General features: G+C 73.1%; 26 protein-coding genes. 16 read left to right on the top strand and 10 right to left on the bottom strand.

Annotated features, from left to right (window positions below; genetic code table 11):
• Window positions 1-17: 17 nt before the first annotated feature.
• The 3 genes from NH2_RS00360 (at window position 18) to NH2_RS00350 (ending at window position 2,413) form a co-directional block, all read left to right on the top strand.
• On the top strand, window positions 18-692 hold the full coding sequence (locus tag NH2_RS00360; protein WP_067646362.1) for a TetR family transcriptional regulator: 675 nt from the start codon (window positions 18-20) through the stop codon (window positions 690-692).
• 135 nt (window positions 693-827) lie between these two features.
• Window positions 828-1,985, top strand: a complete 1,158-nt coding sequence (locus NH2_RS00355) for an acyl-CoA dehydrogenase (protein ID WP_067646359.1) — start codon at window positions 828-830, stop codon at window positions 1,983-1,985.
• Between the two features lie 119 nt (window positions 1,986-2,104).
• Complete coding sequence (locus NH2_RS00350) at window positions 2,105-2,413, top strand: hypothetical protein (protein ID WP_218021647.1); 309 nt, start codon at window positions 2,105-2,107, stop codon at window positions 2,411-2,413.
• A gap of 1 nt (window position 2,414) precedes the next feature.
• Here NH2_RS00350 and NH2_RS00345 read toward each other — a convergent pair whose 3' ends face one another.
• Both NH2_RS00345 and NH2_RS00340 read right to left on the bottom strand, forming a co-directional pair.
• Window positions 2,415-2,696 carry a GNAT family N-acetyltransferase gene (locus NH2_RS00345; protein ID WP_067646352.1) on the bottom strand — a complete coding sequence of 94 codons (282 nt, stop codon included), beginning with the start codon at window positions 2,694-2,696 and terminating at the stop codon, window positions 2,415-2,417.
• A gap of 40 nt (window positions 2,697-2,736) precedes the next feature.
• On the bottom strand, window positions 2,737-4,104 hold the full coding sequence (locus NH2_RS00340) for an FAD-binding oxidoreductase (RefSeq protein ID WP_439951722.1): 1,368 nt from the start codon (window positions 4,102-4,104) through the stop codon (window positions 2,737-2,739).
• 133 nt (window positions 4,105-4,237) lie between these two features.
• On the opposite strand from NH2_RS00340, the gene NH2_RS00335 reads away from it, so the two are divergent.
• Window positions 4,238-4,537, top strand: a complete 300-nt coding sequence (locus NH2_RS00335; RefSeq protein ID WP_067646346.1) for a hypothetical protein — start codon at window positions 4,238-4,240, stop codon at window positions 4,535-4,537.
• A gap of 56 nt (window positions 4,538-4,593) precedes the next feature.
• Window positions 4,594-5,100, top strand: a complete 507-nt coding sequence (locus tag NH2_RS00330; protein WP_157103541.1) for a GtrA family protein — start codon at window positions 4,594-4,596, stop codon at window positions 5,098-5,100.
• Between the two features lie 40 nt (window positions 5,101-5,140).
• Here the strand turns inward: NH2_RS00330 and NH2_RS00325 are convergent, their stop codons facing one another.
• Genes NH2_RS00325 through NH2_RS00315 form a run of 3 tightly spaced genes read right to left on the bottom strand, consistent with a single transcriptional unit; the run spans window position 5,141 to window position 7,085 of the window.
• On the bottom strand, window positions 5,141-5,779 hold the full coding sequence (locus tag NH2_RS00325) for a Type 1 glutamine amidotransferase-like domain-containing protein (RefSeq protein WP_067646343.1): 639 nt from the start codon (window positions 5,777-5,779) through the stop codon (window positions 5,141-5,143).
• Window positions 5,779-6,612 (bottom strand): maleylpyruvate isomerase family mycothiol-dependent enzyme, encoded by an 834-nt coding sequence (locus tag NH2_RS00320; protein WP_067646339.1) that lies wholly within the window; start codon window positions 6,610-6,612, stop codon window positions 5,779-5,781. The genes NH2_RS00325 and NH2_RS00320 overlap by 1 nt, the downstream gene beginning before the upstream one ends.
• A 29-nt stretch (window positions 6,613-6,641) precedes the next feature.
• On the bottom strand, window positions 6,642-7,085 hold the full coding sequence (locus NH2_RS00315; RefSeq protein ID WP_067646335.1) for an HIT family protein: 444 nt from the start codon (window positions 7,083-7,085) through the stop codon (window positions 6,642-6,644).
• A gap of 375 nt (window positions 7,086-7,460) precedes the next feature.
• Here NH2_RS00315 and NH2_RS00310 point away from each other — a divergent pair, with 375 nt between their 5' ends.
• Genes NH2_RS00310 through NH2_RS00300 form a run of 3 tightly spaced genes read left to right on the top strand, consistent with a single transcriptional unit; the run spans window position 7,461 to window position 10,314 of the window.
• Entirely contained in the window at window positions 7,461-8,576 is a 1,116-nt protein-coding gene (locus tag NH2_RS00310; protein WP_067646332.1) for a Re/Si-specific NAD(P)(+) transhydrogenase subunit alpha, read from the top strand.
• Window positions 8,576-8,887, top strand: coding sequence for an NAD(P) transhydrogenase subunit alpha part 2 (locus tag NH2_RS00305; RefSeq protein WP_067646328.1), 312 nt, complete (start codon window positions 8,576-8,578; stop codon window positions 8,885-8,887). Before NH2_RS00310 ends, NH2_RS00305 begins: the two co-directional genes overlap by 1 nt.
• 5 nt (window positions 8,888-8,892) lie before the next feature.
• Window positions 8,893-10,314 carry an NAD(P)(+) transhydrogenase (Re/Si-specific) subunit beta gene (locus NH2_RS00300; RefSeq protein ID WP_067646325.1) on the top strand — a complete coding sequence of 474 codons (1,422 nt, stop codon included), beginning with the start codon at window positions 8,893-8,895 and terminating at the stop codon, window positions 10,312-10,314.
• Between the two features lie 24 nt (window positions 10,315-10,338).
• Here NH2_RS00300 and NH2_RS00295 read toward each other — a convergent pair whose 3' ends face one another.
• Window positions 10,339-11,607: an MFS transporter gene (locus NH2_RS00295; protein ID WP_084505101.1), complete on the bottom strand. Its 1,269-nt coding sequence runs from the start codon at window positions 11,605-11,607 to the stop codon at window positions 10,339-10,341.
• A 109-nt stretch (window positions 11,608-11,716) separates the two neighbouring features.
• Between NH2_RS00295 and NH2_RS00290 the strand changes: the two genes are divergently transcribed.
• Both NH2_RS00290 and NH2_RS00285 read left to right on the top strand, forming a co-directional pair.
• Window positions 11,717-12,670, top strand: a complete 954-nt coding sequence (locus NH2_RS00290; protein ID WP_067646322.1) for an AraC family transcriptional regulator — start codon at window positions 11,717-11,719, stop codon at window positions 12,668-12,670.
• Between the two features lie 26 nt (window positions 12,671-12,696).
• Complete coding sequence (locus NH2_RS00285) at window positions 12,697-13,101, top strand: acyl-CoA thioesterase (protein WP_067647545.1); 405 nt, start codon at window positions 12,697-12,699, stop codon at window positions 13,099-13,101.
• On the opposite strand, the gene NH2_RS00280 is transcribed toward NH2_RS00285, so the two are convergent.
• Both NH2_RS00280 and NH2_RS00275 read right to left on the bottom strand, forming a co-directional pair.
• On the bottom strand, window positions 13,090-13,890 hold the full coding sequence (locus tag NH2_RS00280) for an SDR family oxidoreductase (protein WP_067646319.1): 801 nt from the start codon (window positions 13,888-13,890) through the stop codon (window positions 13,090-13,092). The genes NH2_RS00285 and NH2_RS00280 overlap by 12 nt on opposite strands.
• Window positions 13,891-13,900: 10 nt before the next feature.
• The gene (locus NH2_RS00275; RefSeq protein WP_067646316.1) at window positions 13,901-14,389 is read right to left on the bottom strand and encodes an Lrp/AsnC family transcriptional regulator; all 489 of its coding nucleotides are present in this window, start codon (window positions 14,387-14,389) and stop codon (window positions 13,901-13,903) included.
• A gap of 136 nt (window positions 14,390-14,525) precedes the next feature.
• Here NH2_RS00275 and pdhA point away from each other — a divergent pair, with 136 nt between their 5' ends.
• From pdhA to NH2_RS00260, 3 genes are read left to right on the top strand one after another with little or no spacing between them, the layout of a single operon-like run.
• The gene (pdhA, locus tag NH2_RS00270; protein ID WP_084505100.1) at window positions 14,526-15,692 is read left to right on the top strand and encodes a pyruvate dehydrogenase (acetyl-transferring) E1 component subunit alpha; all 1,167 of its coding nucleotides are present in this window, start codon (window positions 14,526-14,528) and stop codon (window positions 15,690-15,692) included.
• Window positions 15,689-16,663 (top strand): alpha-ketoacid dehydrogenase subunit beta, encoded by a 975-nt coding sequence (locus NH2_RS00265; protein WP_067646313.1) that lies wholly within the window; start codon window positions 15,689-15,691, stop codon window positions 16,661-16,663. Before pdhA ends, NH2_RS00265 begins: the two co-directional genes overlap by 4 nt.
• 24 nt (window positions 16,664-16,687) lie before the next feature.
• Complete coding sequence (locus NH2_RS00260; RefSeq protein ID WP_067647542.1) at window positions 16,688-18,190, top strand: dihydrolipoamide acetyltransferase family protein; 1,503 nt, start codon at window positions 16,688-16,690, stop codon at window positions 18,188-18,190.
• Window positions 18,191-18,291: 101 nt separating this feature from the next.
• Here the strand turns inward: NH2_RS00260 and NH2_RS00255 are convergent, their stop codons facing one another.
• The gene (locus NH2_RS00255; RefSeq protein WP_067646310.1) at window positions 18,292-19,515 is read right to left on the bottom strand and encodes a benzoate/H(+) symporter BenE family transporter; all 1,224 of its coding nucleotides are present in this window, start codon (window positions 19,513-19,515) and stop codon (window positions 18,292-18,294) included.
• A gap of 129 nt (window positions 19,516-19,644) precedes the next feature.
• Here NH2_RS00255 and NH2_RS00250 point away from each other — a divergent pair, with 129 nt between their 5' ends.
• Window positions 19,645-20,460: a sulfurtransferase gene (locus NH2_RS00250; protein ID WP_157103540.1), complete on the top strand. Its 816-nt coding sequence runs from the start codon at window positions 19,645-19,647 to the stop codon at window positions 20,458-20,460.
• 1 nt (window position 20,461) lies between these two features.
• Here the strand turns inward: NH2_RS00250 and NH2_RS00245 are convergent, their stop codons facing one another.
• Window positions 20,462-21,166: an HNH endonuclease family protein gene (locus NH2_RS00245; RefSeq protein ID WP_067646308.1), complete on the bottom strand. Its 705-nt coding sequence runs from the start codon at window positions 21,164-21,166 to the stop codon at window positions 20,462-20,464.
• Window positions 21,167-21,309: 143 nt separating this feature from the next.
• On the opposite strand from NH2_RS00245, the gene NH2_RS00240 reads away from it, so the two are divergent.
• The gene (locus NH2_RS00240) at window positions 21,310-24,069 is read left to right on the top strand and encodes a DEAD/DEAH box helicase (RefSeq protein WP_067646305.1); all 2,760 of its coding nucleotides are present in this window, start codon (window positions 21,310-21,312) and stop codon (window positions 24,067-24,069) included.
• Entirely contained in the window at window positions 24,066-24,794 is a 729-nt protein-coding gene (locus NH2_RS00235) for an SWIM zinc finger family protein (protein WP_067646302.1), read from the top strand. The genes NH2_RS00240 and NH2_RS00235 overlap by 4 nt, the downstream gene beginning before the upstream one ends.
• Window positions 24,795-24,878 lie beyond the last annotated feature (84 nt).

Raw genomic sequence — 24,878 nt, 5'->3', positions numbered from 1 at the left:
TCGATACGCTCGAGTCCGTGACCATCGACGAATCCGCGCGAATCCGCGCAGGCGCCGACACGGCTCGATTCCGGCTGGCCGTGGTGGAGCAGGCGCTGCTGCTATTCGCCGAGAAGGGGTACGAGGCCACGACCGTGGACGAGATCGCCGAGGCGGCGGGGATCTCGCGGCGGACCTTCTTCCGGCAGTTCCGGTCCAAGGAGGACGTGATCTTCGCCGACCACGAGTCGCAGCTGGCGCAGGCCGCGGCCTTCCTGGACGGCTCGGACGGCGACCCGTGGGAGCTGGTCTGCTCCGCGGTGGTGCAGGTGTTCGAGCGGTTCACCCAGTGGCGGGAGATCGCGGCGCGGCGGTACCGGGTGGTGCGGCAGGTGCCCGCGCTGCGCGAGCGCGAGATCGTCACGGTGTTCCGGTACGAGCGGCTCTTCACCGACTTCCTGCGCGAGCGGCTGCCCGAGGTGCCCGATCTGAGCCGGGTGCAGTTCACCGCCGCCGTCACCGCCACGCACAACTACCTGCTGCGCCGCATGGTGCGCGGCGAGTCCGACGCGGGCGCCGCCGACCTGCGCCAGGAGCTGGCGGCGATCCCGCGCGGGGCGCCGGGCGAGGAGATGGTGGTCGCGGTGTTCCCGCGCGGCATGGCGCCGCGCCGGGTGGCCGACCTGGTGACCCGGCAACTCGGTAGCCTGTGACTCGGGTCACCATTTGCGGCTCTGCCTGGCACTGAGTGCCACTCGCAGCGGTCAGGTGACCGAGAAGCGCTCTATACTGAGAGACAAGCGTGGCACGCAGTGCCGTGGGCACCGACAACCAGGAGTGGAGCCGTCATGGCGGGTAACCCCGATTTCGACCTGTTCAAGCTGGAGGACTTCCACGACGAGCTGCGTGCGGCCATCCGCGCGCTGTCGGAGAAGGAGATCAGCCCGCACGCCAAGGACGTGGACGAGCGGGCCCGCTTCCCCGAGGAGGCGTTGACCGCGCTCAATGCCTCCGGTTTCAACGCGGTGCACGTGCCCGAGCAGTTCGGCGGCCAGGGCGCCGACTCGGTGGCCACCTGCATCGTGATCGAGGAGGTCGCCCGGGTCTGCGGCTCCTCCTCGCTCATCCCGGCGGTGAACAAGCTCGGCACCATGGGGCTCATCCTGAACGGCTCGGACGAGCTCAAGCAGCAGGTGCTGCCGGACATCGTGAACGGCGAGATGGCCTCCTACGCGCTCTCCGAGCGCGAGGCCGGCTCGGACGCCGCCGCCATGCGCACCCGCGCCAAGCGGGACGGCGACGACTGGGTGCTGAACGGCTCCAAGTGCTGGATCACCAACGGCGGCAAGTCCTCCTGGTACACCGTCATGGCGGTGACCGACGCCGAGAAGGGCGCCAACGGCATCTCCGCGTTCCTGGTGCACTCCGACGACGAGGGCTTCGTGGTCGGCCCGCTGGAGCACAAGCTCGGCATCAAGGGCTCGCCCACCGCGGAGCTGTACTTCGAGAACTGCCGGATCCCGGGCGACCGGATCGTCGGCGAGCCCGGCACCGGCTTCAAGACCGCGCTGCAGACCCTCGACCACACCCGCCCGACCATCGGTGCGCAGGCCGTCGGTCTTGCCCAGGGCGCGCTGGACGCCGCGATCGCCTACACCAAGGACCGCAAGCAGTTCGGCACCAGGATCGCCGACTTCCAGAACACCCAGTTCATGCTGGCCGACATGGCGATGAAGATCGAGGCCGCGCGGCTCATGGTGTACACCTCCGCGGCCCGCGCCGAGCGCGGCGAGCCCAACCTCGGCTTCATCTCCGCCGCCGCCAAGTGCTTCGCCTCCGACGTCGCCATGGAGGTCACCACCAATGCCGTCCAGCTCTTCGGCGGCGCGGGCTACACCACCGACTTCCCGGTGGAGCGCATGATGCGCGATGCCAAGATCACGCAGATCTACGAGGGCACCAACCAGATCCAGCGGGTCGTCATGTCGCGCGCCCTGCTGCGCTGATTCAACCGACTCCGGCGCCGAACCCCGGTACCGTTCGGGTATCGGGGTTCACGCGTGCGCGCGGCCGTATCCGAACTCAGGGGTGTCGGGTGACCGCGCACAGGAGGACGATTTCAGGCATGAGCGGGGTGGAAATAACGGACAGATACGTCCGGCGCACTCTTCCCGGCGGGCGGGTCGAGGAAGTGAGCTGGGCGGATCTCGCGGAGGTGCGCATCATCACCAGCACCGACGGACCCTTCGCGGACGACGTGTTCTTCGTGCTGATCGGGGCGCGGGGCAATGGCTGCGCGGTGCCGCAATCCGCGGGCGGCAAATCGCTGCTGCACCGGCTCCAGGCGCTGCCCGGCTTCGACAACGAGGCCGTGGTGGCGGCGATGGGGTGCACCACCGATCACCAGTTCCTGTGCTGGCGGCGGGCGAACTGAGTCAGGACGCGACGAGGTCGCGGTACTCGCCGTGCGCGGCGATGAACTCGTCGACGTACCAGCAGGTGGGCAGCACGGTGAAGCCGTGCGCGCGGGAGTCGCGCAGCGCGTACTCGACCACCTCGGCCGCCACCCCGCGGCCGCGGAATTCGGGGAATGTCACGGTGTGGTTGAAATCCCGGACGGTGCCGCGCTCGGCGTAGTCGGCGTACCCGGCCAGCACCTCGTCGACGTAGATCTCGTACCGGGTGTCCTCGGCATTGTGTTTCAGCCTGGTGTTCATAACCGGTAGAACCCCGCTGCGAACCCCGATGTTCCGGCGTCTACAGAATGGCGCCCGGATTGAGGATGCCGCCGGGGTCGAGCGCGTCCTTGATCCGCCTGGTCAGCGCTATGACGTCCGGTCCGACCTGATCCGGCAGCCACGCCTTCTTCAACCGGCCGACGCCGTGCTCGCCGGTGATGGTGCCGCCGAGCGCGATGGCCAGGTCCATGATCTCGCCGAAGGCACGGTGCGCCCGCGCGGTCTGCTCGGCGTCGGCCGGGTCGTGCACGATGAGCGGGTGCGTATTACCGTCCCCGGCGTGCGCGATCACCGAGACCGTCACCGCATTGCGCTCGGCGATCTCGGCGATCCCGGAGACCAGGTCGGCGAGGCGCGGCAGCGGCACCCCGACGTCCTCCAGCAGCAGCGGGCCGAGCCGCTCCACCGCCGGGATGGCGAACCGGCGGGCCGCGGTGAAGGCCTCGCCCTCCTCGGCGTCCGCGGTGCTGAAAACCTCGGTTGCCCCGGCCTGCCTGCAGGCGGCGACCATGAGCTCGGCCTCGTGCGCGGCGAATTCGCCGGGCGCGTCGGAGCGCGCGACCAGCAGCGCGGCGGCCGCGCGGTCCAGCCCCATGCGCAGCTCGTCCTCGACGGCGTTGACCGCCACCGCGTCCATGAACTCCAGCATGGCCGGGCGCAGCGCGCCGGTGATGGCGAGGATCGCCGCGGTGGCGGACTCCAGGTCGGCGAAGCTCGCGACCACGGTGCTGAGCGGCGGCTGCGCGGGCAGCAGCCGCAGCGTGAGCTCGGTGATCACACCGAGCGTGCCCTCGCTGCCGACGAAGAGCTTGGTGAGCGAGAGCCCGGCGGAGTCCTTGAGCCGCGCCCCGCCCAGCCGCACCGGGGTGCCGTCGGCGAGCACCACCTCCATGCCGAGGACGTAGTCGCTGGTGACGCCGTACTTCACACAGCAGAGCCCGCCCGCGTTGGTGGCCGCGTTCCCGCCGATCGAGCAGATCTCGAAGGACGACGGGTCCGGTGGGTACCACAGCCCGTGCTCCGCCACGGCCCGCTTGACCTCGGCGTTCAGCAGCCCCGGCTGCACCACCGCGGTGCGCGTCACCGGGTCGACGGTGATGCCGCGCATCCGCTCGGTGCCGAGCACGATGCCGCCCGCCACCGCGGTCGCGCCGCCGGAGAGCCCGGAGCCGGCGCCGCGCGGCACCACCGGGACCCCGTGCGCGCTCGCCCAGCGCAGCGTGGCCGCGACATCGGCGGTGGCGGTGGCCCGGACGACGGCGAGCGGGGTGCCCGCGCCGGGATCCTTCGCCCAGTCGTGGCGGTACCCGGCCAGCACGTCCGGATCGGTGACGACGGCGCCCGCGGGAAGCGCGGCGATCAACTCCTGTAGCTGCACGCTAGCCACGCTAGCCAACCGAAACAGCGATTTCACCGCATCGGGTTGGTGGTACGGCCGGTGCGGGGCCACAATCGTCCGACAGGGGTCGCGGAGTTCGGGGCGTAGACCCGTAAAGGTTCGGTGCAGGAGGGATTTCAGCATGACCGCAGTACCGGACTACCACGAACTCGTGACCGCGGTGATCGGCCCCGAGGTGGCCGAGGCCGGGCTGGACGACGAGACCGTGCGCCGGATCGAGGCGGGCGAGATCGACGACTGGCTGGCCGCGCTGGCGAGTTCGGGGCTCTTCGACAAGCCGACGCTCGCCACCATCGGCGCCCGCTGGCGGCGGGATCCACGGCAGCTGGTCGAGCTGCTGCTGGAGCACGCCGACGATCTCACCCGACGCAGGCTGGCCGCGCTGCGCCCGGCCGGCGTGCGCAGCAGCCGGATCGGCTGACGGCGGGTTCGCCCGCCGCTCATCTGGCCGACACCTGCCGGTGGCATCCTGCGGGCGTGGGCGAACCGGCGGACCTCCGCGACGAAGCAGGCACGGCACCCGATTCGACCGTCGACGGCATCGCGGACCGATTCGGCCGGTGGTGCGAACGGGCGGTCGCGCTGCTCCCGCTCGGCCTCGACCGGCTGGTCCCGCCGACCTTCCTCGGCTTCGCGCTGATCAACAGCTTCACCTTCGGGGTGGATCTGCTGCTGCTGACCATCCTGTACGGCGGGCTCGGGCTGCCGATCTGGTTCGCGGTGAGCGTCGCCTACGCCTGCGCGTTCGGGCTGGCCTTCGTGCTGAACCGGACCTTCAACTTCCACTCGCACGCGCCGGTGGCCGGGCAGGCGGCGGTGTACACGGTGGTCGTGGTGATCAACTACGTGGCCTTCATCCTCGGTGTCGGCGGCGGGCTGGCCGCGCTCGGCCTCGACTACCACCTGTCCCGGATCCTGGCCGGCGGCTGCGAGGCCGTCTACATGTACAGCGCCATGCGCTGGGTGGTGTTCCGCCGCCGCTGAGCTGCGGGCCACCGGTCCGAAAGCCGCCGGCCGCGCCGGTTCAGTTCAGCAGCTCCGGCGCGCCGCCGTCGACGATCACCGCGTCGTCGTCGGTGAGCGCCCAGTGCGGCCTGCCCTCGGCGCGGAAGCGGGTGGCCAGCCGCGTGCAGATGCCGTCCGGGTCGGTGGGGGAGTCGATGTGCGGCACGATCGCGCGGTCGACCAGCCCGAGCCCGTCCCACCGCGGGTCGACGCCGGTGGCCGGGCGCACCTCGGCCGGGTCGTCGGCCTCCTCGATGCCGTGCAGGTCCGGGCTCAGCAGGCAGGCGCCCGCGCTGTACCCGGCGTAGACGAGGGCGTCCGCGGCGAGCAGCGCGGGCAGGACGGCGTCCGCGCCGCTGCGGGCGAACTGGGCGCGCAGCACGAAGGTATTGCCGCCGCGCACCCAGAGCAGCGGGAATCCGGCCAGGGTGGCCCGCAGCCGCTCCGGCGCGCCCGCGTACTCGCGCAGATCCACCACCTCGGGGCGGAAACCGAGCCGCCGCAGCGGCACCTCGTCGCTGGTCACCGCGGATTGCCAGGCGGCGGGCCAGGCATCGCAGGCATTCGGGATCAGTGCGACCCGCCCCGGCGTGCCGACCAGCTCCAGCAGCCGGTCGGCGTGCGCGCCGAAGCGGTAGCTGGAGAGGAAGAGCCGCATCAGATGGTGAAGGCGAGCGAGCGCACCAGTCGTTCGCCCAGTTCGGTGTCGCCGCGCACCGCGATCTCGCCGATGTGCTCGGCGGCCGCGGTCCGGCCGCCGCCGAGCCGGGTGAAGAGCCCGGAGTCGAGCGCGATCGCGGTGTCCGGCGGGCCGTCCAGCTCGTCCACGAACCCGGCCCTGCCCTGCACCGCGACCCGTAGCGTGCGGGCCAGCGCGCCGCTCAGGTCGATCTCGATCCGCGCGCCCTCCGGCGCCTGCCCGCGCTTGACCAGCACCCGGGGAATGGAGCCGAGGAACTCCTGGAACGCCACCTCGCCGCGGCGGCCGCCCTCGGCGACGGTGACGCCGAGCGCGTCCGCGATATCGATCTCGTGCATCCAGCAGTCGAAGAGCCGCACCCGCATGAAGCGGCCGTAACTCACCTCGCCGATCGGCGACGGGGTCTTCGCCGCCCAGGCGTCGGCGTCGAGGGCGCGCAGCGCGGCGGCGCGGCGCTCGGTGACCGAGGCGAAGAGTTCGCGCAGCCGGGCCGGCGGCAGCGGGCGCAGCCGGTCCACCCAGATCTCGTTCAGCACGCCGGTCTCGTTGCGCACGTGCGGCAGCTCGCGCGCGTCGACCTTGGGGCGCAGCGGGTCGGCGGCGGGCGGGCGCTCGCCGAGCAGCCAGGACTCGGTGCCGATCACGTGCGCGAGCACGTCGAAGACGGTCCAGCCGGGCAGCGTCGTCGGGGTGCGCCAGCCGGGCTCGTCCAGGTCGGCGACGAGGCGGTCGAGCGCCTGCCACTGCTCGGTCAGCAGCTCGATCAGTTCGGCCTGCTCGGGTTCGCTCACCGGTGTGCTCCCTCGTGCCCCGGTCTCGGTCATCGGTCCTCGCCCGCCGGGTCGAGCGCGGCCAGCCCCGCGCGGAGCGCGGCGGCGGTGGATGCGGTGTCGTGCGGGCGGCGCAGCAGGAAGCCGGCGGCGAAGCGGGCCCTGTCGCCCGCGTGCCGCGGGATGACGTGCAGGTGCACGTGCCCGACGGTCTGGAAGGCGGCCCTGCCGTCGTTCAGCACCAGGTTCGCGCCGTCCGCGGCGAGCCCGCCGCGGCGGGCGGCGCGGGCCAGCCGGTGCCCGGCCCGGAACACGGTGGCGCCCAGCTCCGGATCCAGCTCGTCGAGCTCGGTGGCGTGCCGCTTCGGGATCACCAGGGTGTGCCCGCGGGTGATCGGACGGATGTCAAGGAACGCCAGCACGTCCGCGTCCTCGTGGACGACGGTCGCGGGGGCGGTCCCGGCCACGATGGCGCAGAAGACGCAGTCGGTCACATCCAGCGACCTTACGGCGTACGGGCCGCGGGGGACACCCGCGATATGACACGCGTCACTCGTGTCGCACACCCGTGTCGTGGCCGGATTCGCCGACCGCCGGGGTACTGCGCGCCCGGCTGCCCTTTCTCGTCCGGTTTCACCTGCGGTGACGGCGGGCGGCGCGGACCGGCGAATCCGGCGAAGCCGCGGGCACCGGGAAGACGCTGCGGAAATGCAAATTTGTGAAACCGGCGAAACAACAGTTGCGAACTTCGCCACGTGATCGGCATCTCAGCTACGCTCACCGCGGTCCGGGTACAGTTGCGAGGATTCGACCTAACTTACTCGCCAGTAACTTAGGGCTCGCTGCCAGCACGAGAAGGAAACTGACAAGTGGAGACAACGCAGAGCGCAGGCGACCCGTCGCCGCGCGGCGCGCGTGTCGGGGTCGTACGTGAGACCGGCACGGGCGAGCGGCGGGTGGCCCTGGTGCCGAAGATCGTCCCGAGTCTGCTCGCGAAGGGCGTCGATGTCGTGGTGGAGGCGGGCGCCGGAACGGGCGCGCTGATTCCCGACGCCGCCTACGAGGAGGCCGGCGCGACCATCGGCGACCCCTGGTCCGCCGATGTGGTGGTGAAGGTGGCCCCGCCCACCGACGCCGAGGTCGGCAAGCTGACCGGCGGGCAGTCGCTGATCGGGTTCCTCGCCCCGCGCAACGCCGAGAACCAGATCGGCGCGCTGAAGACCGCCGGGGTGCAGGCCTTCGCGGTGGAGGCGATCCCGCGCATCTCGCGCGCGCAGGTCATGGACGCGCTGTCGTCGCAGGCCAATGTGGCGGGGTACAAGGCCGTGCTGCTGGCCGCGTCGGAGTCGACCCGGTTCTTCCCCATGCTGACCACCGCGGCAGGCACCGTGAAGCCGGCCACCGTGCTCGTCCTCGGGGTCGGTGTGGCCGGGCTGCAGGCGCTGGCAACGGCCAAGCGCCTCGGCGGCCGCACCACCGGCTACGACGTGCGGCCGGAGGTGGCCGACCAGGTCCGCTCGGTGGGCGCGCAGTGGCTGGACCTCGGCATCGACGCGGCCGGTGAGGGCGGCTACGCCCGCGAGCTCACCGACGAGGAGAAGGCGAAGCAGCAGCAGGCGCTGGAGGATGCCATCAAGGGCTTCGACGTGGTGATCACCACCGCGCTCGTCCCCGGCCGCCCCGCGCCGCGGCTGGTGACCGCCGCCGCGGTGCAGGGCATGAAGCCGGGCAGCGTGATCATCGACCTGGCGGGCGAGACCGGCGGCAACTGTGAGCTGACCGAGCCCGGGCAGACCGTGGTGAAGCACGACGTCACCATCGCCTCGCCGCTGAACCTGCCCGCCACCATGCCGGAGCACGCCAGCGAGCTGTACTCCAAGAACATCTTCGCGCTGCTCGACCTGATGCTGGTGGACGGCAAGTTCGCGCCCGACTTCGACGATCAGGTCCTCGCCGATTCCTGCGTCACCCGTGAGGCGGTCTGATGTACACCGAACTGCTCGCGAACATCGCGATCCTGGTGCTCTCCGGGTTCGTCGGGTTCGCCGTGATCTCCAAGGTCCCGAATACCCTGCACACCCCGCTGATGTCGGGCACCAACGCCATCCACGGCATCGTGGTGCTCGGCGCGCTGGTGACGCTGGGCAGGATGGAGGACCCCTCGATCGGCATCCAGATCATCCTGTTCGTCGCCCTGGTCTTCGGCACGCTGAACGTCATCGGCGGGTTCGTGGTGACCGACCGCATGCTCGGCATGTTCAAGGGCAAGAAGGCCGCCCCGAAGGCTGGTGAGTGAGTCCGATGGACAATCTGGTCAATATCCTCTACATCGTCTCCTTCGCGCTCTTCATCTACGGCCTGATGGGGCTGACCGGCCCGAAGACGGCGGTGCGCGGCAACTGGATCGCCGCCTTCGGCATGGGGCTCGCGGTGGTCGCGACGCTCATCGCGGTGCGCGACACGAACAACTGGATCCTGATCGTCGGCGGCCTCGTGGTCGGCGTCGTGCTCGGCGTCCCGCCGGCGAAGTACACCAAGATGACGGCGATGCCGCAGCTGGTGGCGGCGTTCAACGGCGTCGGCGGCGGCACGGTCGCGCTCATCGCGTGGGCCGAGTTCCTCGACACCACCGGGTTCTCGAACTTCAAGCACGGCGAGGAGCCGACCGTCCACATCATCGTGGGCTCGCTCTTCGCGGCGATCATCGGCTCGATCTCGTTCTGGGGCTCGCTCATCGCCTTCGGCAAGCTGCAGGAAATCCTGCCGGGCAAGCCGATCGGCGTCGGGAAGCTGCAGCAGCCGCTGAACCTGCTGCTGCTCATCGTCGCGGTGGCGGCCGCGGTGGTCATCGGGCTCGGCGCGAGCGACGGCGGCGCCGAGTGGTGGTGGATGGTGCTGCTGCTGGTCGCGGCGGGCATCCTCGGGCTCATGGTGGTGCTTCCCATCGGCGGCGCGGACATGCCGGTGGTGATCTCGCTGCTCAACGCGCTCACCGGGCTGTCGGCCGCGGCGGCCGGGCTGGCGCTGAACAACACCGCCATGATCGTGGCGGGCATGATCGTCGGCGCGTCGGGCACCATCCTGACCAACCTCATGGCCAAGGCCATGAACCGCTCCATCCCGGCGATCGTCGCCGGCGGCTTCGGCGGCGGCGGGACGGCGCCCGGCGCGGGCGGCGGGGCTGAGCAGAAGTCGGCCAAGGCCACCAGCGCCGCGGATGCCGCGATCCAGATGGCCTACGCCAACCAGGTGATCGTGGTCCCCGGCTACGGCATGGCGGTGGCGCAGGCGCAGCACGCGGTCAAGGAGATGGCGGCGCTGCTGGAGGCCAAGGGCGTCGAGGTCAAGTACGCCATCCACCCGGTCGCGGGCCGGATGCCGGGGCACATGAACGTGCTGCTGGCCGAGGCCGAGGTCTCCTACGACGCCATGAAGGAGATGGACGACGTCAACGGCGAGTTCAACCGCACCGACGTCGCCCTGGTGATCGGCGCGAACGACGTCACCAACCCGGCTGCCCGCGAGGACACCGCCAGCCCGATCTACGGCATGCCGGTGCTCAATGTCGACCAGGCCAAGAGCGTCATCGTGCTCAAGCGCTCGATGAACTCCGGCTTCGCAGGCATCGACAACCCGCTGTTCTACGCCGACCACACCTCCATGCTGTTCGGCGATGCCAAGAAGTCCGTCGGTGCGGTCACCGAGGAACTCAAGGCGCTGTAATCGCTCCGCCAGGAACGCCCCCGCTCACTCGCGAGCGGGGGCGTTCCGCATGTCGGGGGCATTCCTGGTGTCGGGGGCATTCGGTGTGTCGGGGGCATTCGGTGTGTCGGGGGCATTCGGTGTGTCGGGGGCGACCATGCCCGCGAACCAGGAGCACGCCAGCACCAGCACCAGCGGCACCGCGAGCGCGGTGGTGAGCGGCACCAGCTCGGTGAGCCAGCCGATAACGGCGGGCCCGGCAAGCAGCCCGACGTAGCCGATGGCGAAGACCCGGGACATATCGGTGCCCGCCGACCCGCCGGAGCCCAGGTTGCCCGCGGCGGTGAAGATCTGCGGCACCCCGCCGGAGAGCCCGATCCCGCAGAGCGCCCAGCCGAGCAGGGTGGCGGGCAGCCAGCCCGAGAACACCACCAGCGCCAGCCCGAGCCCGGCCGTCACACAGCCCCAGCGCACCACGAAGACCGGCCCGAACCGGCCGCTCACCCGATCGGCCACCAGCCTGCCCGCGGTCATGGTGCCGGTGAAGGCGGCGAAGGCGAAGGCGGCGGTGGACTCGGTGGCGCCGAGGTGGTCGCGGGCCTGCAGCGCGCTCCAATCGGCCGCGGCCCCCTCGGTGAGCAGCAGCACGAAGGCGATGGCGGCCAGCGCGAAGACCTGGAGCCCGCGGGCCCGGCGACGCGCCTGCTCCGGCGCGGGAGCCGCCGCCTGCTCCGGTGCGGGCAGCTCGCGCAGCAGCCGCGGCACCAGCGCGGCGGTGAGCAGCAGCCCGGTGGCGCCTGCCAGCACCAGGGTGAGCCGCAGGTCGAGCCCGGCGCGCTGGGTCGCGGCGCCGACCAGCGAGCCGAGGAAGCCGCCCGCGGAGAAGAGCGCGTGGAAGGCGGACATGATGGGACGGCCGTAGGCCCGCTCGACATGCACCGCCTGGGTGTTCATCGAGACGTCGAGCGCGCCGTTGCCGAAGCCGAAGAGGGCGAGCGCGAGCGCGAGGGTGAGCGGCCCGGTGGCGAAGCCGGGGCAGGCGATGCCGAGCGAGATGAGCGCCGCCGCGGCCGCGACCAGCGCCCGGCTGCCGAACCGGTCGGCCAGCGGCCCGGTGATCCGCATGCCGACGATGCCCGCACCGGCCAGCAGGAAGATGAAGGTGCCGAGCTGGGCGGGGGCCACCCCGGTGCGATCGGTGATCGCCGGGATGTGCACCACCCAGAGCGCGAGCAGGAAGCCGTTGAGCGCGAAGACCGTGAACACCGCGGCCCGCGCGGCGCGCACCGGGGGCGCCGGTGTCGTCGTGAGCACCGTCCGACGGTACCGAAGCCGGGCGCGGCCGGAAAACCCTTTCCCGCAGCGCTGTTCCGTGCCGCAATCGTGCTCGACCGGGCGGCGCGGCGCCGTCTACCCTCGAACGGTGGACGCACTCGCCAGTCTGCTGGAGGGGCCCCGGGCCCGCGGCGCCTTCCTCATGTGCTCGCTGCTGGACCCGCCGTGGTCGCTGCGGATCCAGGACGAGGCGCCGCTCACCGTGGTCGCGATGGTGCGCGGCCACGCCTGGTTCCTCACCGACGACGGCGAGCGGCGGCGGCTCGGCGCCGGTGATGTCGCGATCGTGCGCGGCCCCGACCCGTACACCGTGGCCGACGACCCGGAGACCCCGCCGCAGATCGTCATCCACCCCGGCCAGGTCACCACGACGCCGCAGGGCGAGATCCTCTGCGAGACGCTGAGCCTCGGGGTCAGGCAGTGGGGCACCGACCCGCACGGCGCCACCGCCATGGTCACCGGTACCTACGAGTCGGTCGGCGCGGCCAGCCGCAGGCTGCTGCGCGCACTCCCGCCCGCCATCGTGCTCGGGCCGGGCGAGGTGGACACCAGGCTGCTCGCCCTGCTGGTCGACGAGGTCACCGAGGATCGCCCGGCCCAGGGCCCGGTGCTGGACCGCGTGCTGGACCTGGTCCTCATCGCCGGCCTGCGGTCCTGGTTCGCCAGGGCCGAGGCCCCCGCCTGGTACCACGCCTACGGCGACCCCCTGGTCGGCCGCGCACTGCGGCTACTGCAACACAACCCCGCGCACGGGTGGACGGTGGCCGGGTTGGCCGAGGCGGTCGGCGTCTCGCGAGCGGCACTCGCTCGGCGCTTCACCGAGCTGGTGGGCGAGCCGCCCATGGCCTTCCTCACCGAGTGGCGGTTGGCGCTCGCCGCCGACCTGCTGCAGGAGAGCGATGCCACCATCGAGGCCATCGCCAGGCAGGTCGGGTACGGCAGCGCCTTCGCGCTGAGCACCGCGTTCAAGCGGCAGTTCGGTGTGAGCCCGCGCGACCACCGGCAGGGCGCGGCCCCCGCTGAGCTATCGTCGGCCGGGTGACGCAGCAGTATCCCGTGCTCTGGCCGATGCCGACCCGGTGGGCGGACAACGACCACTACGGCCACGTGAACAACGTGACCTACTACTCGTACTTCGACACCGCGGTGAACGCCTGGCTCATGGCGGCCACCGGCACCGATATCCGCGAGCTGCCCGCGCTCGGCGTGGTCGCGCAGACCTCCTGCCGCTTCCACGGCTCGGTCAGCTTCCCGGACCTGCTGCAAGTAGGCATCCGGGTCGCCCGGCTCGGCAACTCCAGCATCACCTACGACCTCGCCATCTTCCGGGAGACCGAGGGCGAGCCGGAGCTCGCCGCCACCGGCAGCTTCACGCACGTCTACGTGAACGAGGAGACGCGCAAGCCGGTGCCGATCCCGGACGTCATCCGGGCTGCGGCGGCCACGATCGTGGCGGCGGAGCTACCCGCGTAGCGCGGCCTGGTAGCGGCGCATGCCGCCGATCCAGCGGTCGTAGTCGGCGCCCTTGTGCCGGTACATCTCCAGCACCTCGGGGTGCGGCAGGATCAGGAACCGCTCGGCCGCGACGCCGGCCAGGATGTCGTCGGCGACCTGCTCCGGGGCGAGCACCGCGCCCGCCGCGGTGACCGCCTTGATCGCGAGCTGCCCGTCCGCCTCGGCGCCCTCCGGCACCATGCCGGTGTGCAGCAGCTGGGTGTCCACGCCCATCGGGCAGACGCAGCTGACCTTGATGCCCTGGTCGCCGTAGGTCACCGAGAGCCACTCGGCGAAGCCGACCGCCGCGTGCTTGGTGACCGCGTACGGGGCCGAGCCGAGCTGGGTCAGCAGCCCGGCCGCCGAGGCGGTGGTCACGAAGTAGCCGGCGCCGCGCGCCAGCCAGCCGGGGACGAGCAGCTTGGCCGCGCGCACGTGGGCGAGCACATTGACGTCGAGCGCCGCCGCCCACTGCCGCTCGGTGGCGTCCAGTCCGCCACCGCCGCCGATGCCCGCATTGGCGAAGTACAGCTCGACCGGGCCGAACTCGCGCTCGGCGGTCTCGATCGCGGCCCGGATCACGGCCTCGTCCGCCACGTCGCCCGGCACCGAGACCGCACCCGCCGCCGCGGCCACCGCGCGCACCGCGGCCTCGTCCAGATCGACCGCGACCACCCGCGCGCCGCCCGCGACCAGCCGGTGCGTGAGCGCCGCGCCGATGCCGGCACCCGCGCCGGTGACGACCGCGACCCTGCCCGAAATCTCCATGCCCCGCACCCTAGCCGGGCGGGCGCCCGTTGCGGGCCAGCCGGTGCAGCAGCGGGGTGCTGCGCGGGCCGACCAGCTCGCGCATGACCAGCGCCATATTGGTGCGCTCGACGCCGGGGATCTTCAGGATCTGCCCGGCGATGCGGTAGAGGTCGTCGGCGTCGGTGGCGACCACCCGGACGGTCAGGTCGGTCTCGCCGGTCATGCCGCACACCTCGGTCACCTCGGGGACCTCGGCCAGCTCGGCCACCACCGGATCGAGGCGGTGCTGATCCACCACCACCGCGACGAAGGCGGCGAGCGGGTAGCCGAGGGCGCGCGGCTCCACCCGGCGCTCCACGCTGCCGAGCACGCCGCTCGCCTCCCAGCGGTTCAGCCTGGCCTGCACGGTATTGCGGGAGAGGCCGAGCCGGGTGGCGAGCTCGACCCCGGTGGCGCGGGGGTTGTGCACGAGTTCGAGCAGGAGCCTGGCGTCGGTGGCATCGAGTGAACTGGACATGCGACGCAGTATGACAGCGACTGCGCCCTAGAGATTGCGCATTCTGCGCAGTCGTGTCGCTGTCGGTTGCGCGGATCGCGTGATGGTGGATGCTGAGTGGTACGGCTCACAAGGCCCGCACGACAGGAGACGGCACATGTCCGAGCGAGCGCGCGAACGCGCATACCCCGTGCAACTGGTCCAGCCCGACGGCAGGCGGGTGCTCGACCCCGAGTACGCCGCGCTGGTCGCCGATATCGGCGCCGCCGAGCTGCGCGAGCTCTACGCCGACCTGGTGATCGCCCGCCGGATCGATACCGAGGGCACCGCGCTGCAGCGGCAGGGGCAGCTCGGGCTGTGGGCGCCGCTGCGGGGACAGGAGGCCGCGCAGATCGGGTCGGCGCGCGCCCTGCGCCCCGACGACTACGTCTTCTGCAGCTACCGCGAGGCGGGGGTGGCGTGGTGCCGCGGCGTCGACCCGGCCGACATGACCCGGCTCTGGCGCGGGGTCGCGCACCACTGCTGGGATCCGGACGCCGTCGGGATGACCAACCCGGCCATCGTGGTCGGGGCACAGGGGCTGCACGCCACCGGCTACGCCTACGCCGCGCACCTGGACGGCGCCGAACTCGCCACCGTCGCCTACTTCGGCGACGGCGCGACCAGCCAGGGCGATATCGCCGAGGCGCTCGGTTTCGCGGCGAGCTGGGCCGCGCCGGTGGTCTTCTTCTGCCAGAACAACCACTGGGCGATCAGCGCGCCGGTCCGGGTGCAGAGCGCGGTGCCGCTGGTGCGCCGGGCCTACGGCTACGGCATGCCGGGTGTCCGGGTGGACGGCAACGACGTGCTCGCCGTGCTCGCGGTGACCAGGCAGGCGCTGGCGAGGGCGCGCTCCGGCGGCGGCCCCTCCTTCATCGAGGCGCTCACGTACCGCATGGGCCCGCACACCACCGCCGACGACCCCACCCGCTACCGCGCCGCCGCCGAGGCCGACGAGTGGCGCGGCCGCGATCCCATCGACCGGGTGCGGCGGCTGCTGGAGCTGGAGTCCGGCTGGGACGCGGAGTTCGAGCGCGCGGTGGCCGAGCGGGCCGACGCCGTGGCGCATCGCCTGCGCAGCGCCACGCTGGCGATGCCGGACCCGGCGCCGGAGACGCTCTTCGACCACGTGTACGCCACCCCGCACGCCGGGCTGGAGCGGCAGCGACGGGAGTTCGCGGAGTATCTGGCCGACGAGCCGGGTGCGGCCGTGCCGACCGGCCCGCACGCGTCCGGGCCGGTCTCGTCCAGCGCGGACGCCGAGCGGCAGGGGGTGCCCGCATGATCACCACCTTCGCCGCCGCGCTGAACGCCGGGCTGCGGGCCGCGCTCGACGACGACCCGAAGGTCGTGGTCATGGGCGAGGACGTCGGCAGGCTCGGCGGCGTCTTCCGGGTCACCGACACACTGCAGAAGGACTTCGGCGAGCACCGGGTGATCGACACCCCGCTGGCCGAATCCGGCATCATCGGAACGGCTTTCGGCATGGCGCTGCGCGGCTACCGTCCGGTCTGCGAGATCCAGTTCGACGGCTTCGTCTACCCCGCTTTCGACCAGATCGTCTCGCAGGTCGCCAAGATCCACTACCGCACCCAGGGCAAGGTGCGGGCCCCGCTCACCATCCGGATCCCGTTCGGTGGCGGCATCGGCTCGGTGGAGCACCACTCCGAATCGCCGGAGGCGTACTTCGCGCACACCGCCGGGCTGCGGGTGGTCGCGCCAAGCACGCCGGAGGATGCCTTCCACATGATCCGGCAGGCCGTCGCGCTGGACGACCCGGTGCTCTTCTTCGAGCCGAAGCGCAGGTACTGGGACCGTGCGGAGGTGGATTTCGACGCCCCGCCCACGCTCCCGCTCGACCGCGCGCGGGTCTGCGCCGAGGGCGACGACATCACGATCGCCGGGTACGGCGGCACCGTCGCCACCGCGCTGAAGGCGGCGGAAATCGCGGCGGCCGAGGGGCATTCGGCGGAGGTCGTCGACCTCCGCAGCCTGAGCCCGCTCGACCTGGAGACGGTCGAAGAGTCGGTCATGAAGACCGGGCGGCTGGTGGTGGTGCACGAGGCGCAGGTCTCCGGCGGGCTCGGCGCCGAACTCGCCGCGCGGATCTCCGAGCGCTGCTTCTACCACCTGGAATCCCCGGTGCTGCGAGTCGGCGGATTCGACATCCCCTACCCCCCGGCTAAGCTCGAGAAACACCACCTGCCCGACGCCGACCGCATTCTGGCCGCGGTCGACCGCTCCCTCGCCGCTTGAATCGCTCCGTGAGAGGTGCCCTTCGTGAACGATGCCGCCGTTCGAGACGCAGCCACCCCGGGTCCGGTGCTGGAATTCCGGCTACCCGACCTGGGGGAGGGGCTCGCCGACGCCGAGCTCGTCTCCTGGGCCGTCGCGGTCGGCGACGAGGTGGAGCTGAATCAGGTGATCGCCGAGGTGGAGACGGCCAAGGCGGTGGTGGCGCTGCCCTCCCCGTTCGCCGGAGTGGTCGCGGAGCTGCTCGCCCAGCCGGGCGAGACGGTGCCGGTCGGGTCGCCGCTCATCCGGGTGCGGGGGCGCGGTGCGGTTGCCGCGCCGGTGAAGTACTCGGCGCCGGAACCGGATTCGGCACCGCGGGGCGGGGTGCTGGTCGGGTACGGGCCGTCCGGGGAGACGGAGACGCGGCGCAGGCCGCGCAGTGCCGCCGAGGCGGCCGGGGCCGCGGCGCGCGCGATGGCGCGCGCGGAGCCGGGCCGCGGTCCATCGGCGATCGCGGGCGATATCGCCAATGCGGCGGCGGCGCCGCCGCCCGACCCCGCGGCGGCGCGGCAGAACCCGACCTCCGATGGGCGGGCTCGCTCGCCGCTGGGCGGTGATCCCAAGGCGCGCCGGGCCGCCGCGACCCCCGCTGCCCGCAAACTCGCCAAGGAACTCGGCATCGACCTGTGGTTCCTGGCCGGTTCCGGGCCGGAGGGCGCGGTCACCGTCGAGGACGTGCGCGGAGCCGTCCCCATCTCACAACCCCGGCGCGCACCGGGCGCCGAACCGGCCGCGGCGGAACCGCACGTCGCCTCGGACGCGCGCACCGGCGTCATCCGCCCGGTCTCCCGGGAGACCCGCACCCCGATCGCCGGGGTGCGCAAGCGCACCGCCGCCGCCATGGTGGTGAGCGCGCGGACCATCCCGCAGGCGGGCGCCTCGGTCACCGTCGACTTCACCGCCGCCATGGAGCTCCTCGACCACCTGCGCAGTACCGCGTCGTTCGAGGGGCTCCCGCTCACCCCGCTCACCCTGGTGGCCAAGGCGACGCTGGTCGCGCTCGGCGACTTCCCGGCTGTGAACGCCTACTGGGACGACGCCAACCAGCACATTGTCACCAAGCACTACGTGAACCTCGGCATCGCGGTGGCCACCGAGCGCGGCCTGCTCGTCCCGAATCTCAAGGAGGCGCACACGCTCTCGCTGCGCGAGCTGTGCCGGGAGCTGAGCTGGCTGGTGGAGACCGCGCGGGCGGGCAATGCAGGCACCGCCGACCTGCGCGGCGGCACCTTCACCATCACCAATATCGGGGTGTTCGGGGTGGACAGCGGGGTGCCGCTGGTGAACCCGGGCGAGGGCGGGATCCTCTGCCTCGGCGCGGTCCGCAAGCGGCCGTGGGTGGTGCGCGACGAGCTCGCGGTGCGCTGGGTGACCACGCTCGGCGTCGCGTTCGACCACCGGATGATCGACGGCGACACCGGCGCCCGCTTCCTCGCCGATATCGCGCACCTGCTGGAGGATCCGCTCACGCTGCTGAGCCGGGGGTGAGGGGGAGGGCTGCGCGCCCCCGGGGCCCTGTATCCGCCTGGGTAGCTCGGGCGGTCGCGGTCGGCGTGCGCTGCTCGGCCGGTCTCGTGCCGGTGCGCTGATCAGGCGGGATCCACCGGTCGCCGGAGCAGCACGGCACGCACCAGGAGCCCGGCCAGCAGGGCCCAGAAGGCGGCGCCGACGCCGAGGAAGCCGACACCGGAGGCGGCGATCAGGAAGGTCACCACACCGGCGGTGCGGTGCTGCTCGTCCGCGAGCGCGCCGGTCAGCGAGCCGGCGAGGGTGGCGAGCAGCGCGAGCCCGGCGACCGTCTCCAGCACCCCGGCGGGCGCCGCCGCGACCAGCGTCACCAGCGCGGCCGAGGCCGGGGCGAGCACCAGATAGCAGGCGCCGGTGCTGAAGGCCGCGATCCAGCGCCGCTGCGGATCCGGGTGCGCGGCGGGCCCGGCGGCCAGCGCCGCGCTGATGGCCGCCAGGTTGATGGCGTGTCCGCCCGCGGGGGCGCCGAGCACGGTGCCGATGCCGGTGACGGTCATGGCGGCGCGCCACGGCGCCCGGTACCCGAACGAGCCGAGCACCGCCGTCCCGGGAATGTTCTGCGAGGCCATCGTGACGATGTAGAGCGGCACCGCGAGCCCGATCATGGCCTGCCAGCTCCAGTGCGGCCAGGTGAGCTCGAGGGCGGGGACCATGGCGCCTGCGTCCAGCGGGGTGTGCCGCACCCCGATGGCGATGGCGGCGCCGACCGCGGCTGTGCCGAAGGCCGCGAGCACCGCCCAGCGCGGCGCGAACCGGGTGAGCACCAGCCACACCGCGATCACCGGCAGCACCACCGCGGGCGAGCTGCGCACCGCCTCGACCGGCGCCAGGCACAGCGGGACGAGCACCCCGGCCAGCATGGCCTGCGCGATCGGCACCGGGATCGCCGCCACCAGCGCGCCGAGCCGCCCCCATAGCCCGGTCAGCACGATCAGCGCCCCCGCCAGCACGAAGGCCCCGACCGCCGCGGGCCAGCCACCCGCCACCGCGCCGGTGCTCGCCAGCAGCGCCGCGCCCGGCGTCGACCAGGCCAGCGTGATCGGCATCCGGAACCAGCGGCTCAGCAGCAGCATGCCGACCGCCTGGGTGACGCAGAGCGCGGCCAGCCCGGAGGCCGCCTGCGCCGGGGTCGCGCCGACCGCGGTGATCCCGGCGAGCACCACCGCGAACGAACTGGTGAAGCCGACCAGCGCGGTCACCACGCCCGCGCCGACGGGTTGCGCCCGGTTCGCGGGTTGCTCGGTGTCGGCGGCGAGGCGCTCTGCGGGACCGTTCACCTCCGGCATCCTGCACCCCGGACCTCCCGGTGTCCGTAGCCGGTCGCGCGGAACTGGCCCGGTTCCGTACACCTTCGCGCGCTATGGTGTGCGGATTCCCACGCACTGACGCGTGACCGGCGACCATGAGGAGCTGTGGTGAGCGGGGTACTGATCTCGCCGTCCGAACTGCGCGCGAAGGTGGCGGAAGGGCGGGTCCGGCTACTGGACGTGCGCTGGGACCTCGGCGATCCCGAAGGCCCGCAACAGTATTCGGCGGGCCACATTCCGGGGGCGGTCTTCGTCGACCTGGATATCGAGCTCGCGGCGCCGCCGTCGCCCGCCCGCGGCAGGCACCCGCTGCCCGACCTCGGCTACCTCCAGCAGTGCGCCAGGAGCTGGGGCATCCACCGGGGCGATGCCGTCGTGGTCTACGACGCCACCGGCGGCCTGGCCGCGGCCCGCGCCTGGTGGTTGCTGCGCTGGGGCGGGATCGCCGACGTGCGGATCCTGGACGGCGGGCTGCCCGCCTGGGTCGCCGCCGGGCAGCCGGTCGCGACCGGCGCGGAGGCGGAGACGCCGCTCGGCGACGTGGTGCTGACCGCGGGCCACCTCCCGGTCATCGATGCCGACGCCGCCGCCCGCTGGCCTGGCGCGCTGCTCGACGCCCGCGCCGCCGAGCGCTTCCGCGGCGAGACCGAGCCGATCGACCCGCGCGCCGGGCACATCCCCGGCGCGGTGAGCGCCCCCGCCGCCGAGAACCTGGACGGCGACGGCCGCTTCCGCCCGCTCGACGACCTGCGCGAGCGCTTCGCCGGGCTGGACGGGCCGGTGGCGGTGTACTGCGGGTCGGGGGTGACGGCGACGCACCAGATCGCGGCGCTCGCCGTGGTCGGGATCGAGGCGGCGCTCTATCCGGGCTCCTGGTCGCAGTGGGCGCACGATCCCAAGCGGCCGGTGGCGACCGGGGCCTGAGCTACGGGCACTTCTCGGCGATGTCGCGCAGCGCGGCGCTGTCGGCGGCGGTGAGCGGGAGGTCGTAGTCGGTGGCGACGGCCAGGTACTTGCCCGCGTAGAAGCAGTGGCCCGAGGTCGCCGGTGGTAGCCATTCGCCCGGCGTGCCGTCGCTCTTGGCCTGGTTGGCGGCGCCCGCGGTGGCGACCAGGTTCACGGTGACGTCGTTGGCGAAGCGCACCCGGAGCGGTTGCGGCCAGGTGGCGGCGCCGAGATCCCAGGCGGCGGCCAGCGGGAAGACGTGGTCGATCTGTACGGCCCGCGCGTCGGCCTTGTCGAAGGTGATGTGGGTGCCGGTGTAGGGGTCGTCCAGGGAGCCCGCGACGACCACGCAATTCCGCGTCCCCGGGCGGAACCGCACGGCGGTGAGCTGGGCCGCGAGGACATTGTTGCGAGTGTCGCAGCCGTCGCGGCCGCCGGGAGCGTCGCTGGCATCGGTCCACGACTCCCCGAAGACGCAGGCCTGTCCGTCCTTGCAGCCGCGCTGGTAGCCGCCGGGGTGCGGGCGGTCCGGCACCACCCGCACCCGCCCGAGCAGCTGCTCGAGCTCGGCCCGGGTCGGGCTGCCCGGTGCGGGCGCGTCGGCCGGGCCGAAGGCGGCACAGCCGGTGAGCACGGTGCAGACGGCGGTGAGGGCGACTAGCGAGCGGAGCATCGGCGCTGGCATGAGCCCACCTGTACCGTGCGGCACCGACAGGCGCCTGCCCGGCCGGTGCCGGGCTGGGGATGGCGCGATTCGCTCCCCAACGAGCGCCGCCCCTGGCACCGGGCACGAGCCGGGTTGTCGGAGCCTGGTGCTTGGATGGGCTGATGCTGCACGCTCTGTGGTCGCCCGGCGCCGGCCTGCTGCTGTGGCGTGACGAGCGCCGGGGGGCGGAGCCGCCGGAACCGCTCGGCGGGCTCCTGGCTCGCGCCCGCTTCCGGCACCGCGCCGAGGCACTGCAGCCGACCGGCGCCGTCGCCGAGGTCCCCGCGCACGCCCTCGCCCCCGCGGCCGCCGCCGAGGTGCTGCGGCAGCGGCTGCCGCCGGAGAGCGCCGCGGGCGACCTGCGCTTCCTCGCGCACGTGGCGCACGGCATCGAGCGCTGGGTGCGCGCGGGCCGGGTGGTGCCGCAGCTGCGCCGCGCCGACGGGCAGTGGTGGGCCCGCTGGGAACTCGTCGGCGGCGCCCGCCAGCGCGCCTGGAGCGCCGAGCTCGCCGCCCTCATGCCCGCTGCCCTGCGGGTGCCCGGCAGACCGGCGGCGGTCCTGGAGGATCTGCTCGCCGAGCTCACCGACCCTATCGCCCGTTCCCTGCTCGGCCACGCCGCGCGCTCGCAGCACCCGCTGGTCGCCGGGCTGTACGACGACGAACCGGTGGAGCCGGGCGGCTACCGCCCGGCCGAGGTGCTGGAGCGCTGGCGCGCCGGCCTGGAGGCCGAGGAGTACGAGCTGGTCCTCCGGCTCGGCGAGCCCGACGGCGACGGCGGCGAATTCACCCTCTGGCGCCTCGAGGTCTGCGTCCGCGCCGACGAGGCGCCGGAACCCGTTGCCCTGCACGGTGACCCGGTCCGGCTGCGCACCGGGATGGCGAAGCTGGAGCAGGCGAGGGCCGCCTACCCCCGGCTGCGCGACCTGCCCGGCGACGACACCACCCTCGACCTGCTGCTCCCCACCGAGGTGGTGGCCGACCTGGTCGAGCACGGCGCCGCCGCGCTGCACGCGGCGGGCATCCGGCTGCTGCTGCCCCGACCCTGGACCGTCACCGCGCCCACCCTCAAACTCCGGGTGACCAGCCCGCCCGCCGCGGAGAGCGCCGTCGGGCTGCCCGGCATCCTCTCCTACCGCTGGGAGCTCGCGCTCGGCGACACCGAGCTCACCGAGGCCGAGATGCGCAGGCTCATCACCGCCGAATCGGACCTGGTGCGGCTGCGCGGCGAGTGGGTGCAGGCCGACCGCACGGCGCTGAGCGCGGCCGCGCGCTACGTGGCCGCGCACCGGGGCGACGAGGCGACGCTGGCCGCGCTCTTCGCCGAGCTCGCCCGCGAGCGGGTCGACGGCGTGCCGATCACCGAGGTCACCGCCACCGGCTGGGCCGCCGAGCTCTTCGACCGCCACACCGAGAGCGCCGAGGTGCCCGACCCACCCGGCTTCGGCGCCACCCTGCGCCCCTACCAGCGCCGCGGGCTGGCCTGGCTGGCCACCATGAGCAGGCTCGGTCTCGGCGCGATCCTCGCCGACGACATGGGCCTCGGCAAGACCATCCAGGTGCTGGCGCTGCTGCTGCACGAGCGCGCCGCCGCGCCGACGCTGCTGGTCTGCCCCATGTCGGTGGTCGGCAACTGGCAGCGCGAGACCGCGCGGTTCGCGCCCGGGCTGCGGGTGCTGGTGCACCACGGGGCCGGGCGGCTCTCCGGCGCCGCGCTCGCGGCCGCCGCGGCCGAGGCGGACCTGGTGATCACCACCTACGCCCTGCTCGCCCGCGACGTCGCCGACCTCGCCGAATGCCGCTGGGAGCGGCTGGTTCTGGACGAGGCGCAGCACGTGAAGAACGCCGCGACCAGGCAGGCGCGGGCGGCCCGCGCGGTGCGGGCCCGGCACCGGCTCGCGCTCACCGGCACCCCCATGGAGAACCGGCTGGAGGAGCTGCGGGCGCTGCTCGATGTCGTGGTCCCCGGGCTGCTCGGCAGCGCCCAGGCGTTCCGTGCCCGGTTCGCGGTGCCGATCGAGCGGGAGGCCGATCAGAACGCGGTCACCCGGCTGCGCGCCATCACCGGCCCCTTCGTGCTGCGCCGGGTGAAGACCGACCCGGCCGTCATCGACGACCTCCCGGAGAAGCTGGAGATGACGGTGCGCGCCAACCTCACCGCCGAGCAGGCCGCGCTCTACCAGGCGGTACTCGACGACATGGTGGAGAAACTGCGCTCCGCCGAAGGCATGGCGCGCCGCGGCGCGGTGCTGGCCGCGCTCACCCGGCTGGCCCAGGTGTGCAACCACCCCGCGCACTTCCTCGGCGACGGCTCGCCGGTGCTGCGCCGGGGGCGGCACCGCTCCGGGAAGCTGGCGCTGCTGGAGGACATCGTCGACGGTGTGCTCGGCGACGGCGAGAAGGCGCTGCTCTTCACCCGGTTCCGCGAATTCGGCGAGCTGGTGGTGCCGTTCCTCACCGAGCGGTTCGGCACCGCGGTTCCCTTCCTGCACGGCGGGGTGGCGCGCGGGGCGCGGGACGCCATGGTCGAGCGGTTCCAGAGCGCGGACGGGCCGCCGCTCATGGTGCTCTCGCTGGCCGCGGGCGGCACCGGGCTCACCCTCACCGCCGCCAATCACGTGGTGCACCTGGACCGCTGGTGGAATCCGGCGGTGGAGAACCAGGCCACCGACCGGGCCTACCGGATCGGGCAGCGCCGCGCGGTCCAGGTGCGCAAGCTGGTCTGCGTCGACACGCTGGAGGAGCGGATCGACGAGATGATCGCGCACAAGCGCAAACTCGCGGATCTCACCGTCGGGGTCGGCGAGAACTGGGTCACCGAGCTCGGCACCGACGAGCTCCGCGATCTCTTCGCGCTCGGCGCCGAGGCGGTGGGGGAGTGAGCCCCGCCGGGCGGGACGGTGCCCGCCGGGCAGGCGCGGCGCGATCCGCTCCGCGGTGGGGGCGGGCCCTGCTGGCCGGGATCGACCGGGTCGGGGAGCACGGGCGGCTGGCGCGGGGGCGGGCGGTGGTGCGGGCGGGACAGGTGCTGAGCTGGCGGGCCGAGCCGGGGGTGGTGGTCGGCGAGGTGCAGGGCAGCCAGCCGCGGCCGTTCACCGCGGCGCTCGTGGTGCGGCGCATGCGCCCGGAGGAGCTGGAGCTGCTGGTCGAGGAGATCCGCGCGACCCCAGGCACGCTCGCCGAGGTGGTCGCCGGACTCCCGCCCGCGCGCCTGGAGCCGCTCCTGCTCCCGGACACCGCCGCCGACCTCGACTTCGACTGCACCTGCCCGGATTCCGCCCGCCCGTGCAGGCACGTCGCCGCCGTCTGCCAGGTCTTCGCCGACCGGATCGACGAGCACCCGCGCGACCTGCTCACCGTGCGCGGCGTCGACCCGGACGCCCTGATCGGCGCGGTCGAACGGGAACGCGACAGCACCGACCCGGCCGACCCCTACGGCGAGAATCTGCACCTCCCCGCGCTGCCGCGCCCGGCCCCGCGCCCGGCCGTGGACGACCTGGACCCGGTCCTGCTCCGCCAGGCCCTGCGCAGCACCGCCCCGGACGAGGCGATAGCCACCGCGGGCTGGAAGGATCTGGCCGCGCTGTACCGCGCGCTGGAGGAGTGATGAACACCCGGCGCCGGGGCCGAAGACACACCGGGGCTCGTGGGCGGGGCCATCGGGTGTCGAGTGGGGGCCGGAACGTCCCGG

Origin of the sequence: Nocardia harenae NBRC 108248 (assembly GCF_001612885.1) — a bacterium.
In the GTDB taxonomy this organism is placed as follows: domain Bacteria; phylum Actinomycetota; class Actinomycetes; order Mycobacteriales; family Mycobacteriaceae; genus Nocardia; species Nocardia harenae.
This window is presented reverse-complemented; position numbering and strand designations above follow the sequence as displayed.

Excerpts from the sequence above, each read along its gene's own strand:
- NH2_RS00355 (WP_067646359.1), top strand. The coding sequence starts at position 828 with ATGGCGGGTAACCCCGATTTCGACCTGTTCAAGCTGGAGGACTTCCAC.
- NH2_RS00350 (WP_218021647.1), top strand. The coding sequence starts at position 2,105 with ATGAGCGGGGTGGAAATAACGGACAGATACGTCCGGCGCACTCTTCCC.
- NH2_RS00345 (WP_067646352.1), bottom strand. The coding sequence starts at position 2,696 with ATGAACACCAGGCTGAAACACAATGCCGAGGACACCCGGTACGAGATC.
- NH2_RS00335 (WP_067646346.1), top strand. The coding sequence starts at position 4,238 with ATGACCGCAGTACCGGACTACCACGAACTCGTGACCGCGGTGATCGGC.
- NH2_RS00325 (WP_067646343.1), bottom strand. The coding sequence starts at position 5,779 with ATGCGGCTCTTCCTCTCCAGCTACCGCTTCGGCGCGCACGCCGACCGG.
- NH2_RS00305 (WP_067646328.1), top strand. The coding sequence starts at position 8,576 with ATGTACACCGAACTGCTCGCGAACATCGCGATCCTGGTGCTCTCCGGG.
- NH2_RS00300 (WP_067646325.1), top strand. The coding sequence starts at position 8,893 with ATGGACAATCTGGTCAATATCCTCTACATCGTCTCCTTCGCGCTCTTC.
- NH2_RS00285 (WP_067647545.1), top strand. The coding sequence starts at position 12,697 with ATGCCGACCCGGTGGGCGGACAACGACCACTACGGCCACGTGAACAAC.
- NH2_RS00280 (WP_067646319.1), bottom strand. The coding sequence starts at position 13,890 with ATGGAGATTTCGGGCAGGGTCGCGGTCGTCACCGGCGCGGGTGCCGGC.
- NH2_RS00275 (WP_067646316.1), bottom strand. The coding sequence starts at position 14,389 with ATGTCCAGTTCACTCGATGCCACCGACGCCAGGCTCCTGCTCGAACTC.
- pdhA (WP_084505100.1), top strand. The coding sequence starts at position 14,526 with ATGTCCGAGCGAGCGCGCGAACGCGCATACCCCGTGCAACTGGTCCAG.
- NH2_RS00265 (WP_067646313.1), top strand. The coding sequence starts at position 15,689 with ATGATCACCACCTTCGCCGCCGCGCTGAACGCCGGGCTGCGGGCCGCG.
- NH2_RS00255 (WP_067646310.1), bottom strand. The coding sequence starts at position 19,515 with ATGCCGGAGGTGAACGGTCCCGCAGAGCGCCTCGCCGCCGACACCGAG.
- NH2_RS00245 (WP_067646308.1), bottom strand. The coding sequence starts at position 21,166 with ATGCCAGCGCCGATGCTCCGCTCGCTAGTCGCCCTCACCGCCGTCTGC.
- NH2_RS00240 (WP_067646305.1), top strand. The coding sequence starts at position 21,310 with ATGCTGCACGCTCTGTGGTCGCCCGGCGCCGGCCTGCTGCTGTGGCGT.